General features: G+C 56.9%; 10 protein-coding genes. 5 read left to right on the top strand and 5 right to left on the bottom strand.

Annotated elements, in window-relative coordinates; genetic code table 11:
- Positions 1-123: 123 nt before the first annotated feature.
- Together clpA and clpS are read right to left on the bottom strand one after the other, a co-directional pair.
- Complete coding sequence (clpA, locus tag ENTMO_RS0108310) at positions 124-2,403, bottom strand: ATP-dependent Clp protease ATP-binding subunit ClpA (protein WP_010429169.1); 2,280 nt, start codon at positions 2,401-2,403, stop codon at positions 124-126.
- 27 nt (positions 2,404-2,430) lie between these two features.
- Positions 2,431-2,751: an ATP-dependent Clp protease adapter ClpS gene (clpS, locus tag ENTMO_RS0108305; RefSeq protein ID WP_006174393.1), complete on the bottom strand. Its 321-nt coding sequence runs from the start codon at positions 2,749-2,751 to the stop codon at positions 2,431-2,433.
- 267 nt (positions 2,752-3,018) lie between these two features.
- Here clpS and cspD point away from each other — a divergent pair, with 267 nt between their 5' ends.
- Positions 3,019-3,240: a cold shock-like protein CspD gene (cspD, locus tag ENTMO_RS0108300; protein ID WP_010429162.1), complete on the top strand. Its 222-nt coding sequence runs from the start codon at positions 3,019-3,021 to the stop codon at positions 3,238-3,240.
- Positions 3,241-3,310: 70 nt separating this feature from the next.
- On the opposite strand, the gene macB is transcribed toward cspD, so the two are convergent.
- Together macB and macA are read right to left on the bottom strand one after the other, a co-directional pair.
- Positions 3,311-5,251 carry a macrolide ABC transporter ATP-binding protein/permease MacB gene (gene macB, locus ENTMO_RS0108295; RefSeq protein WP_010429159.1) on the bottom strand — a complete coding sequence of 647 codons (1,941 nt, stop codon included), beginning with the start codon at positions 5,249-5,251 and terminating at the stop codon, positions 3,311-3,313.
- Complete coding sequence (gene macA, locus ENTMO_RS0108290; protein ID WP_010429157.1) at positions 5,248-6,363, bottom strand: macrolide transporter subunit MacA; 1,116 nt, start codon at positions 6,361-6,363, stop codon at positions 5,248-5,250. Before macA ends, macB begins: the two co-directional genes overlap by 4 nt.
- Positions 6,364-6,522: 159 nt before the next feature.
- Between macA and ENTMO_RS0108285 the strand changes: the two genes are divergently transcribed.
- Positions 6,523-7,479: a VirK/YbjX family protein gene (locus tag ENTMO_RS0108285; RefSeq protein WP_010429155.1), complete on the top strand. Its 957-nt coding sequence runs from the start codon at positions 6,523-6,525 to the stop codon at positions 7,477-7,479.
- On the opposite strand, the gene ENTMO_RS0108280 is transcribed toward ENTMO_RS0108285, so the two are convergent.
- Complete coding sequence (locus ENTMO_RS0108280) at positions 7,476-9,134, bottom strand: ATP-dependent endonuclease (protein WP_010429152.1); 1,659 nt, start codon at positions 9,132-9,134, stop codon at positions 7,476-7,478. The genes ENTMO_RS0108285 and ENTMO_RS0108280 overlap by 4 nt on opposite strands.
- 374 nt (positions 9,135-9,508) lie before the next feature.
- Between ENTMO_RS0108280 and aqpZ the strand changes: the two genes are divergently transcribed.
- The 3 genes from aqpZ to hcp all read left to right on the top strand — a co-directional run bounded on the left by aqpZ (position 9,509) and on the right by hcp (position 13,083).
- Positions 9,509-10,204 carry an aquaporin Z gene (aqpZ, locus tag ENTMO_RS0108275; protein ID WP_010429151.1) on the top strand — a complete coding sequence of 232 codons (696 nt, stop codon included), beginning with the start codon at positions 9,509-9,511 and terminating at the stop codon, positions 10,202-10,204.
- Between the two features lie 182 nt (positions 10,205-10,386).
- A complete protein-coding gene (locus ENTMO_RS0108270) occupies positions 10,387-11,286 on the top strand; it encodes a LysO family transporter (RefSeq protein ID WP_010429149.1) in 900 nt (299 codons plus the stop codon).
- Between the two features lie 144 nt (positions 11,287-11,430).
- Positions 11,431-13,083, top strand: coding sequence for a hydroxylamine reductase (gene hcp / locus ENTMO_RS0108265; RefSeq protein WP_010429147.1), 1,653 nt, complete (start codon positions 11,431-11,433; stop codon positions 13,081-13,083).
- Positions 13,084-13,086: the final 3 nt, after the last annotated feature.

Below are 13,086 nucleotides of genomic sequence, written 5' to 3'. Positions count from 1 at the left end.
ACCCTCTCCCACAGGGAGAGGGAGAAAACACAAAAAAACGACAACACTGTTGCCGTTTTGCTTTTACCTTGGCAGGCATAAAAAAACCGGGCAAATGCCCGGTTTTTAACATTAACGTTCAACTCAGTGAGCCGCTTCCGGCTTGTGCTTCGCCGCGCTCTGGAAATCGTACGTCAGTTCGTTCTTCGCCTGGTCCAGCGCCACGGTCACCTGCCCGCCGTCAACCAGCGAGCCAAACAGCAGCTCGTTCGCCAGCGGTTTCTTCAGATTGTCCTGAATCACGCGCGCCATCGGACGGGCACCCATCGCACGGTCGTAGCCTTTCTCGGCCAGCCAGTTGCGGGCCTCCTGGCTCACTTCCAGCGACACGCCTTTCTGATCAAGCTGAACCTGCAGCTCGACGAGGAACTTGGCCACTACCTGATGGATCACGTCGGTAGACAGGTGATCGAACCAGATAATGTTGTCCAGACGGTTACGGAACTCCGGCGTGAAGATCTTCTTGATCTCCTCCATCGCATCGGTGCTGTTATCCTGGTGGATCAGGCCGATGGATTTACGCTCGGTTTCACGTACCCCGGCGTTGGTGGTCATCACCAGCACCACGTTGCGGAAGTCCGCCTTGCGCCCGTTGTTGTCGGTCAGCGTCCCGTTGTCCATCACCTGCAGCAGGATGTTGAACACGTCCGGGTGCGCTTTCTCGATTTCATCGAGCAGCAGTACCGCGTGTGGATGTTTGATCACCGCGTCGGTGAGCAGGCCGCCCTGGTCAAAGCCCACATATCCCGGAGGCGCACCAATCAAACGGCTGACGGTGTGACGCTCCATATACTCGGACATATCAAAGCGCAGCAGCTCAATGCCCAGCGCTTTCGAGAGCTGCACCGTCACCTCGGTTTTCCCCACGCCGGTCGGACCAGCGAACAGGAAGGAACCGACAGGCTTGTGGTCATGCCCCAGTCCGGCACGGGCCATCTTGATCGCTTCAGTTAAGGGGTCAATGGCTTTATCCTGACCAAAGACCAGCATTTTCAGGCGATTGCCGAGAGTGCGCAGCGTGTCGCGGTCGCTCTGAGAAACGCTCTTCTCAGGGATACGCGCGATGCGGGCCACCACGGACTCAATATCCGCCACGTTAACGGTTTTCTTACGCTTGCTGGCCGGCATCAGGCGCGCACGCGCCCCTGCCTCATCAATCACGTCAATCGCCTTATCCGGCAGATGACGATCATTGATGTATTTCACCGCCAGTTCCACCGCAGCACGTACCGCTTTTGCGGTATAACGCACGTCGTGGTGCGCTTCGTACTTGGTTTTCAGGCCGTTGATGATCTGCACCGTTTCCTCGACGGACGGTTCAGTGACGTCGATTTTCTGGAAGCGACGCGCCAGCGCGCGGTCTTTCTCAAAGATGTTGCTGAACTCCTGGTACGTCGTGGAGCCCATCACGCGGATCTTGCCGCTGGAGAGCAGCGGTTTGATCAGGTTCGCCGCATCCACCTGGCCGCCGGAAGCTGCACCTGCGCCGATGATGGTGTGGATCTCATCGATAAACAGAATGCTGTTGGTGTCCTGCTCCAGCTGTTTTAACAGCGCCTTGAAGCGTTTTTCAAAATCACCGCGGTATTTCGTGCCCGCCAGCAGCGAGCCGATATCCAGCGAGTAGATGGTGCAGTCGGCAATCACTTCCGGCACGTCGCCCTGCACGATGCGCCAGGCAAGCCCTTCGGCAATCGCGGTTTTACCCACGCCTGACTCACCCACCAGCAGCGGGTTGTTCTTGCGGCGACGGCACAGCACCTGGATCGCGCGCTCCAGCTCTTTATCGCGACCAATCAGCGGGTCGATACCGCCAACGCGAGCAAGCTGGTTAAGATTGGTGGTGAAGTTTTCCATACGATCCTCCCCGCCTGCTTGCTCTTCATTGTTATTGACCTGATTGCTGGAATCCGATGCCTGGTTAGGCTCGTCTTTGCGCGTTCCGTGAGAAATAAAGTTAACCACGTCGAGGCGGCTGACTTCGTGTTTGCGCAGCAGGTAGGCAGCCTGTGACTCCTGCTCGCTGAAGATGGCGACTAAGACGTTTGCGCCCGTCACTTCGCTACGTCCGGAAGACTGGACGTGGAATACCGCGCGCTGCAGCACGCGCTGGAAGCTGAGCGTCGGCTGCGTGTCGCGCTCTTCTTCACTGGCTGGCAGCACCGGCGTGGTTTGTTCGATGAAGGCTTCGAGTTCCTGACGTAGCGCCACCAGATCCACGGAGCAGGCTTCCAGCGCTTCGCGGGCAGATGGGTTGCTAAGCAGTGCGAGCAGTAAATGCTCGACGGTCATAAACTCATGTCGGTGCTCACGCGCTCTGGCGAAAGCCATGTTTAAACTGAGTTCCAGTTCTTGATTGAGCATAGGCACCTCCCCCAATTTTATGCGTTATCAGGCCTTTTCCAGCGTACACAGCAACGGATGCTCGTTCTCCCTCGCATAGTCGTTCACCATCGCCACTTTGGTTTCCGCGACTTCGGCAGTAAAGATGCCGCAGATCGCTTTGCCTCGATAATGAACGGTAAGCATCAGTTGCGTTGCACGTTCTACATCATAAGAAAAGAACTTTTGTAGCACGTCAATAACAAATTCCATCGGCGTGTAATCATCGTTCATTAACATAACTTTATACATAGATGGCGGTTTTAGCGCGTCGCGCACTTTATCTTCCGCCAGCTGGTCAAAATCCAGCCAATCGTTGGTCTTACCCATTATGCATAACCACTTTGAATCTACCTCAGATGTTAGATAACAATCATCTATTACTGTCATCCGCGATGTCTGTCACAAACTGTTGCAATAGCGTTAACTGCCTCAAATTTTGGTTGATTATTGTCCCAACTCCGGCGCCAAACGCTTGACGGCTTCTTCCGTTTATCTAAATTGTACAAGCGTGAGATGGCGAGGTTTTGAACAGCCCCCACTCCACCACCGGTTCATTCCATCTTAATTTATAAGATTTACGAAGGATGTCGAAGCATGGAAATGGGTACTGTTAAGTGGTTCAACAACGCCAAAGGGTTTGGTTGCATCTGCCCTGAAGGCGGCGGCGAGGATATCTTCGCTCACTATTCCACCATTCAGATGGATGGTTACAGGACGCTCAAAGCCGGGCAGTCCGTTCGGTTCGATGTACACCAGGGGCCTAAAGGCAATCACGCCAGTCTGATCGTCCCCGTTGAAGCAGAAGCGGTTGCATAGCTCCCTGATTCATTGTGTACACCCCGCAGGCAAAATGCCAGCCCGATCGGCTGGCATTTTTATTTTCGGGTTATTCCCGCGCCAGTGCGTCCACCGGATCCAGCCTCGCCGCGTTGCGTGCCGGTAACCAGCCAAACAAAATACCCGTGAAGGTCGAGCATAAGAACGCCGTGAGGATCGCCACGGGGGAAAAGCCAATCTCCCACCCTGGTAAAAAGAGCTGGAGCGCAAACGCGATCATCATCGAAAGCGCAATGCCCATCGCCCCGCCGACCAGACACACCAGCACCGCTTCAATCAAAAACTGCTGCAGCACGTCGCTGGCTCTGGCCCCGACCGCCATGCGGATGCCAATCTCCCGCGTGCGCTCCGTGACCGACACCAGCATGATATTCATCACCCCGATACCGCCGACGACCAGCGAAATCACCGCCACCAGCGTCAGGAACATCTGAAGAGTACGTGTGGTCTTTTCCGCCGTTTTCAAGAGACCGTCCATGTTCCAGGTGAAGAAATCTTTCTTCCCGTGGCGCAGGGTGAGCAGCCGCTCAAGCTGCTGTTCGGCCATGGCGCTGTCGTAGCCCTCCTTCACGCGAACGGTAATGGAGTTGAGCCAGGACTGGCCCATAATGCGACCGGAAATCGTGGTGTACGGTAGCCAGACGCGCAGGATTTTGCTGCTGCCGAACATCGACTGCTTCTCTTCCGCCACGCCGATCACCGTGGCAGGCATATTGCCCACCAGGATCACTTCCCCCACCACGTTGGTTTTATTCGGGAACAGCTGCCTGCGGGAGTTGGCGTCTAACACCACCACCTGCGCCCTGCCCGCTAGCTGTTCGGCGTTGAAGGTCGCCCCTTCGCTGAAGGTCATGCCGTAGACGTTGAAGTAGTCGCCGCTGACGCCGTTGGCGCTGGCCGCAACGTCGATGTTGCCGTAGCGCAGACGCAGATTCTGCGAGACCGCAGGCGTAGCCGAATTGACCCACGGCTGCTTCTGAATAGCCGCCAGATCGTCATACTTCAGCGCCTGCTGATACTGCGGCTCGTCGTCGCCGAAGTCTTTGCCGGGATAAACGTCGATGGTATTGGTGCCGATAGCGCGGATATCCGCCAGCACAAGCTGTTTTGCCGCGTCACCCACCACCACAATCGACACCACCGAGGCAATACCGATGATGATGCCGAGCATCGTCAGCAGGGTGCGCATTTTATTGGCCGCCATCGCCAGCCAGGCCATGGTCAGCGCTTCACGAAATCCGCTGGAGAACTGCCCCCAGCCGGTTGCGGCCGGCAGCGCCTCTTTCGGTGCGGCCGCCCGAGACTCGCGCGGCGGCGGGTTGCTCACCAGCTCGCCGTCGTGGATCTCAATAATGCGTTCCGCCTGCGCCGCCACCTGCGGGTCGTGGGTGACGATGATCACCGTATGCCCCTGATCGCGCAGCTGGTGCAGGATTGCCATCACCTCTTCGCCGGAGTGGCTGTCGAGCGCGCCCGTCGGTTCATCCGCGAGGATCACCTGCCCGCCGTTCATCAGTGCGCGCGCGATACTCACGCGCTGCTGCTGACCGCCGGAAAGCTGCGACGGCTGATACTCCACGCGCTCCGCCAGCCCCAGACGCGTTAACAGCGCCTTCGCACGCTCAAGCCGTTTCTTCCGCTCGACGCCCGCATAAACCGCGGGAACCTCCACGTTCTGCGCCGCGCTCAGGTGAGAAAGCAGGTGGTAACGCTGGAAGATAAAGCCGAAGTGTTCCCGGCGCAGCTTCGCCAGCGCGTCGCCGTCGAGCGTGGAGACATCCGTTCCGTCCACCCGGTACGTACCGCTGGTGGGTTTATCCAGACAGCCGAGAATGTTCATCAGCGTCGATTTACCCGAACCGGACGCGCCAACAATCGCCACCATCTCCCCCGCTTCCACGCGCAGCGAGATCCCTTTCAGCACCTCCACCGGGCCGTCGCCGGACGGATAGCTGCGGCGGATATCCTTCAGCTCAAGCAGCGCGGTCATTTAGCGGCTCCGGGCAGGCTTTCGCTGGTGACAACCTCCTCACCCTCTTCCAGCCCTTTCACCACCACCACGTCGGTGTCGTTGCGCGCGCCAATCACCACTTCGCGCTCGCGCGTTTCGCCGTTGCGCAGCACCTTCACCTTGTAGCGGCTATCCCCGGCGGATTCACCCAGCGCGGAGAGCGGAACGGTCAGCACGTTTTTCACGCCGGTCAGCTGGATATGTACCTGGGCGGTCATGTCCAGACGCAGCACGCCCTGCGGGTTTGGTACCTCAAAGCGGGCATAGTAGAAGATGGCGTCGTTCACTTTTTCCGGCGTCGGCAGAATGTCTTTCAGCACGCCTTCGTAGCGGGTCTGCGGGTCGCCCAGCACCGTAAACCAGGCGTTCTGCCCCGGCTTAAGATGGATCACATCCGCCTCGGAAACCTGGGCTTTGACCAGCATGGTGCCCATGTCCGCCAGCGTCAGGATGTTTGGCGCCTGCTGCGCGGCAATGACCGTCTGTCCCTGCAGCGTTGTGATTTGCGTCACTTCTCCGGCCATCGGCGCGACGATTTTGGTGTAATCGAGGTTGGTTTTCGCCGTATCCAGCGAGGCCTGATTGCGTTTAATCTGCGCGTCGATGGTGCCGATCTGCGCCTGTTTTACCGCCAGCTCCGTGGTGGCGGTATCGAGATCCTGCTTCGAAATGGCCTGGGTTTTCGCCAGCGCCTGCTGGCGCGTTAGCGTCACCTGCGCAAGGTTACGCTCCGCCAGGGCCTGCGCACGCTGCGCGCGCAGCTCCATCAGCGTCGCTTCCACTTCGCGGATCTGGTTTTCGGCCTGTTCAGGATCGATAACGCCAAGCAGCTGGCCTTTTTTGACCTTGTCGCCAATCTCGACGGACAGCGTTTTCAACTGGCCGCTCACCTGCGCGCCAACATCGACTTTACGCAGGGCATCCAGTTTGCCGGTCGCCAGCACGTTTTGCTGCAGCTCGCCGGGGCGAACGATCAGCGTTTGATACTGTGGTACAGGCGCATTGAGGACCTGCCAAAGCCAGAATCCACCGACCACCAGCACGACCGCCAGCAGCAGAAACAGTTTTCTGCGTTTTCCCTTAAGGTTCATAAATATTCCAAATAATTATTCTGGCTAACATCACCGTTGATTCTATCTAAACCACTCCTCAACGAAACCCCTGTTTTCTGGAAATGGCCGCATTTGTTTACATGACGTTGACAAAACGCCTGCTGAAATAGCGTTCTTCCCCCAGAAGCAGGATCTAACATGTCTTCCATAGTCGATACACCTTATCCCAATCTGCCGCAGCCTGCGTCCGGCTGGGCGCTTTTTAAAAGTCTGGCAACCGGTGCCATCACGCCCGGGCTGGCGTGGCAGAACCCCTCATATCGACGCAAATTTATGTTACGTTCCCTGGCTTCCCCTTTCAGCACCGCTCGCCTGCTGGCAAGCCTGGCAAAGCAACCGCGTCTGATGCAAATCTTGCAGGTCCAGCCAGGGTTGCCGTGCCGACTGCATCGTCCGTGGCTGACGGTCAGTATGAACCGCCGGAACGCGCTGGAGGCGCTAAACGGGCACTATCAGACGATGAGCCAACACCTCCCCGTCGCGCTGCTCAAGGGCTATCTTTCAAGTCAGGGGATGACGCTGCTGACGCTAACCGGAAAGGACGAGCAGCAATTCACGATTCGCCTGTGTGCCGATGCCTTTATGGATAAAGAGGGTGAAGCGACCCTGACCTTCTGCAACCATCAGAACACCGTGCTGGCCGAAATGACCTTTACGCTGTGCCCGTTTGAGGGAAAATCCACGGTGTTCATCGGCGGGTTACAGGGCGCAAAAGCGCACGTTCCGCATGAGTTGATTCAGGGCGCAACCAAAGCGTGCCACGGCCTGTTCCCGAAACGTCTGCTGGTTGAAGCGGTGATGACGCTGGGCACCGCGTTCCCGGTTGAACAGATCCTCGCCGTGAGCAACGCCACTCACATTTACCGTAGCTGGCGTTACCGCAAGAAAAAAGAGGGGAAACTGCTGGCGGATTACGACAGTTTCTGGCGCTCCCTGGGTGGCGAACGCCAGGAGAGCGGCCATTTCGCGCTGCCGTTAACCATGCCGCGCAAACCGATGGAAGAGATCGCGAGTAAGAAACGTGCTGAATACCGCCGCCGCTACGAACTGCTGGATAGCCTGATCCAACAAATGACGCAGGCGACCCAACGTTAATCCGCTCTCCCGCGTGCCAGCCAAAGCACACGGGAGAACATTTTACGCAGCAGCGTGGGCGCGGACTCCACGCCTCGCCTTCCCGCCTCCGTCGCCACTTCGATGGCCAGGTCCGGCTTTGACGAACGATGAATCGCTTTAGCGATCACCCGCCGCATGTTCATCGGCACATCCACCGGGATCATCGCCACGCGGTGAAAAACATCGTCAAATCCCTGTCGATACATAAAGTGTTCCATGTCCATCGCGGGCAGCATAGTCAGATGGTCACGCTCTTCTTCGCGATCGTTATTCAGCAAACCGCGCACGGTTGCGGCATACTTTTTACCGGCTTCATCGCCATCGACCAGAACATGCCATTCAATCCCCATCCTGCGGGCAAACTTGATCAGCGGTTTTAACCCCGACTGGGCAAACTCTATGACCTTAATACCTTCCGCATCGAAGTGGTGACCGCACTGACGTGCCAGTTCGTTGATAACCCAGGTCTCGGTTTCACCCTCAACCAACAGCCAACAACGGGCAAACAGCGATGACGCACGATTAAAGCGAATATGAAATGCAATGCGGCGACCGTCTTCAGCATTCAGGCCACCCGGCCCCAGCCGGTATGCGGATACGCGTGAGGATTCACGCACCAGACGGCAGACGTATTCCACGGGGGTTAGCGAGAGCAACTCGCCGGAGTTGGTGGTGGTCACGCGCTGCAGCGGCAGCAGGTTCAACAGGTGCCACGCAACGGAGAGCATGATCGGATGCAGGCGCGTCTCGGGGTCTTCCACCAGCAGCAGCGGGCGGGCGTCCCGGTCTAACCGGACGGTGCCTTTCGCCTGCAAAAGCGTCGAGAATAACCCCAGCAGGATCACCCGATGGGTACGTCCACCGGGCCGGTCTATCATCCGGTTAATGATATCAAGATAACGCCAGCTGCGTTGGTCATCGTGCGAACGGCGGCGCATCAGGCGATGGCGTGACTGTGACGTCCCCTGCTCGGAAAAATAGTGCTCAAGCAGTTGCACCATGGCCGAAAGCCCCTGGCGGATTTGACCGTCGGTGAGGTTCTGCGGGCGAGAGACCAGCTCACGCGCCAGGAAATCCAGCTCGCGGGCGGTGACTTCCACCTCCGGCATATTGGGTACGGAACCGTTGCGGATCCGGCGCATAAAGCGTGCATCGCGCAGGCGCAGCACCGGCGACAGGCGAATCAGGTGGCGCGCCAGGTCGTCAATATTCTCCAGCGGGATGGGGTTGCCTTTTTCATCAAGAAACTCACGCAGGGTTAACACCCCGTCATTTTCCGCCATTTCACCTTCAAGACGGTAGAAAATACGGTGATAGTCATCATCGCATGGCACCCAGCATGGCGACATAGGGCGGAAACGACGCACGCGATGCCGCCCCGGCTCGGACTCCCGGAACGTCAGGATGATATGCAGATGCTTCTCGCGCCCCGCGACATCACCCGGCGGAAACCAGAAGTCATCATGAACGAAGTGGTACAAGTCATCTTCAGGGGAAAGCAGCAGGGTCAGCGCATCCAGCAGGCTGGATTTACCCCAGGCGTTTTCACCGATCAGGACGTTATTCTGCTCCAGCTGGAGCGACAGGCGGTTAATACCGCGAAACCCGACAATTTCCACACGTTCGAGAAGCATAAATCCCCCGCGTAATAACCACTTTTTCCTTCAAGTTATCAGCAGTATAGCGGCAGCGGCGCCGACTGGACACTGCCAGACACCTCCGTTATTCCGATGAAGCACGAAAAATTCAGAATTTACCCATCAAGTTTCATTTGAAAAGGTGCTTCCAGAACAAGATACTCCCGTTTGAAAATTGGACTATGCTCTATTTACCTCCAGTTTGAACAAGGATTGACATCACATTGCCTTAAATCAAATTAACCGAATTTATTTAAGTGGCGAAGGGGTGTTGTTGCTTTCTAAAATAAAGGCTCTTTGAGTCGTCATCCCTTTATGGCGATATAACCCGTGCGCAGGATAGTGTGCGGAAATTTATTATTGAGGTGGTTATGTTCAGAAAATTAGCGGCAGAATGTTTTGGTACATTCTGGCTGGTGTTTGGCGGCTGCGGTAGTGCAGTGCTGGCAGCGGCATTTCCGGAATTAGGAATTGGTTTTGTCGGTGTCGCACTGGCATTCGGCTTAACGGTCTTAACCATGGCATTCGCGGTAGGGCATATTTCCGGCGGTCATTTTAACCCTGCTGTGACGCTGGGTTTATGGGCGGGCGGTCGTTTCCCGGTGAAAGACGTATTAGGCTATATTATTGCCCAGGTCATCGGCGGTATTATTGCAGCCGCAGTCCTGTACGTGATTGCCAGCGGCAAAGCAGGCTTTGACGCCGCAGCCAGCGGTTTCGCCTCTAACGGTTTCGGTGAACACTCACCGGGCGGCTACTCAATGCTGTCTGCCATCGTGATTGAAATCGTACTGACCGCAGGCTTCCTGCTGGTTATTCACGGCGCAACGGACAAATACGCACCTGCAGGCTTCGCGCCAATCGCCATTGGTCTGGCGCTGACGCTGATTCACCTGATCTCAATCCCGGTGACCAACACCTCCGTTAACCCAGCGCGCAGCACCGCGGTTGCTATCTTCCAGGGCGGTTGGGCGCTTGAGCAGCTGTGGCTGTTCTGGGTGATGCCAATTATCGGCGGTATTCTGGGTGGCGTGCTGTACCGCACCCTGCTGGAAAAACGCGATTAATGGTTTTCCCCCCTCTCCCACGGGGAGAGGGCTGGGGTGAGGGCATCAGGCCGCACCACCCCAAATATACAAGCCGGGTAAGGCGTAGCCGCCACCCGGCTTTTTTATTGCTCCTTTACCTGACAGCCTTTATTGGGTAGTGTCTCTGGCGCTTAACAGATACTCAAAAGGACCGGCTGTTCATGTTTTCAGGACTCCTCATTATTCTGCTGCCCCTGATTGTGGGCTACCTTATTCCGCTGCACAGAGAATCCGCATTACGGCTCATCAACCGTTTTCTTAGCTGGATTGTTTACGTCATTCTTTTCTTTATGGGGATAAGCCTGGCCTTCCTGGATAACCTGTCAGCAAATTTACTCTCCATCCTCCATTATTCCGTCGTCACCGTGGTGGTTATTTTGCTGTGCAATATTGCCGCACTGTTCTGGCTGGAACGCACTATTCCCTGGAAAAATAACCATCAGCAGGAAAAACTCCCTTCCCGTATTGCGATGGCGCTGGAATCATTAAAACTCTGCGGCGTCGTGGTGCTCGGTTTCCTTCTTGGCCTTACCGGATGGTCATTTTTACAGCACGCCACGGAGGCCAGCGAATATACCCTGATCTTCCTGCTGTTCCTGATTGGTATTCAGCTGCGAAATAATGGCATGACGCTGAAACAGATTGTCCTCAACCGCCGGGGAATGATAGTCGCCATTGTCGTCGTCGCCAGTTCAATGGTCGCAGGCGTGATTAATGCCGTTATTCTCGACCTGCCGCTGAAAACCGGCCTGGCGATGGCGTCGGGTTTTGGCTGGTACTCCCTCTCCGGTATTCTTCTGACCGAATCGTTCGGTCCGGTCATTGGCAGCGCCGCTTTCTTCAATGACCTTGCGCGCGAATTGATTGCCATCATGCTGATCCCGGGTCTGGTACGCCGCAGCCGCTCTACCGCGTTGGGGCTGTGTGGCGCGACCTCGATGGACTTTACCCTGCCGGTTTTACAACGCTCAGGGGGGCTGGAGCTGGTCCCTGCCGCCATCGTGCACGGCTTTATTTTAAGCCTGCTGGTTCCCGTTCTGATGGCCTTCTTCTCGGCCTGATACTTCTTTGGCGGTAGCGAACCTGCCGCCAAAATTGCGCTAAATCAATCTCCCTCTATTTTGTAGCAGAAAGCCCTTTTCACCGTTCTGGCACAGGCATAACCTTAAACATGTATATCAAATATAACTTTAACAGGTGTGATTATGTTTTGTGTGCAATGTGAACAAACCATCCGTACCCCGGCAGGCAATGGCTGCTCCTACGCACAGGGTATGTGCGGCAAAACCGCAGAAACATCTGACCTGCAGGATCTGCTGATTGCAGCCCTGCAAGGCCTTTCCGCCTGGGCCTTTAAAGCCCGTGAATACGGCATTGTCGACCACTATGTCGACAACTTCGCCCCTCGCGCATTTTTCTCCACGCTGACCAACGTTAACTTCGATTCTCCGCGCATTGTCGGTTATGCCCGCGAAGCGATTGCCCTGCGTGAAGCGCTGAAAGCGCAGTGTCTGAAGGCCGATGCCAGCGCCCGCGTGGAAAACCCGATGTCCGAACTGCAGCTGGTGAGCGACGATCTGGGCGACCTGCAGCGTCAGGCGGCAGAATTCACCCCGAATAAAGACAAAGCGGCGATTGGCGAGAACATTCTCGGCCTGCGTCTGCTGTGCCTGTACGGCCTGAAGGGCGCTGCGGCCTATATGGAACACGCGCACGTGCTCGGCCAGTACGATAACGACATCTACGCCCAATACCACAAAATCATGGCGTGGCTGGGCACCTGGCCTGCCGATATGAACGCGCTGCTGACGTGCTCGATGGAAATCGGCCAGATGAACTTCAAGGTAATGAGCATTCTGGATGCCGGTGAAACCAGCACCTACGGCCACCCAACGCCAACCCAGGTCAACGTCAAGGCGACCGAAGGCAAGTGCATCCTGATTTCCGGTCACGACCTGAAAGATCTCTACAACCTGCTGAAACAGACCGAAGGCACCGGCGTTAACGTCTACACCCACGGTGAAATGCTGCCCGCGCACGGCTACCCGGAGCTGCGCAAGTTTAAGCATCTGATCGGTAACTACGGCAGCGGCTGGCAGAACCAGCAGGTGGAGTTCGCCCGCTTCCCGGGCCCTATCGTGATGACCTCTAACTGCATCATCGACCCTACCGTGGGCGCGTATGACGACCGCATCTGGACGCGCAGCATCGTCGGCTGGCCGGGCGTGAGCCACCTCGAAGGCGACGATTTCGGTCCCGTTATCGCCCAGGCGCAGCAGATGGCGGGCTTCCCGTACAGCGAGATCCCGCACCTGATCACCGTCGGCTTCGGTCGTGAAACCCTGCTGGGCGCCGCTGATTCGCTGATCGATCTCGTCAGCCGTGAAAAGCTGCGCCACATCTTCCTTGTTGGCGGCTGCGACGGCGCCCGCGGCGAGCGTAACTACTTTACCGATTTCGCCACCCGCGTGCCGGAAGACTGCCTGATCCTGACGCTGGCGTGCGGCAAGTACCGTTTCAACAAGCTGGACTTCGGCGACATCGAAGGCCTGCCGCGCCTGATCGATGCGGGCCAGTGTAACGATGCTTACTCGGCCATCATTCTGGCGGTCACTCTGGCGGAGAAACTGGGCTGCGGCGTGAACGACCTGCCGTTGTCGCTGGTGCTTTCATGGTTCGAGCAGAAAGCGATTGTCATCCTGCTGACCCTGCTTTCTCTCGGCGTAACCAACATCGTGACCGGCCCGACCGCGCCAGGCTTCCTGACGCCGGACCTGCTGGCGGTGCTGAACGAGAAATTCGGTCTGCGTTCCGTGACCAACGTTGAAGATGACATGAAGCAGCTGCTGAGCGCGTAAGGA

This window comes from Enterobacter mori LMG 25706 (genome assembly GCF_000211415.1).
Classification (GTDB): domain Bacteria; phylum Pseudomonadota; class Gammaproteobacteria; order Enterobacterales; family Enterobacteriaceae; genus Enterobacter; species Enterobacter mori.
Note: the sequence above shows the minus strand (reverse complement) of the source record. Positions and strands in the feature narration are given on the sequence as shown.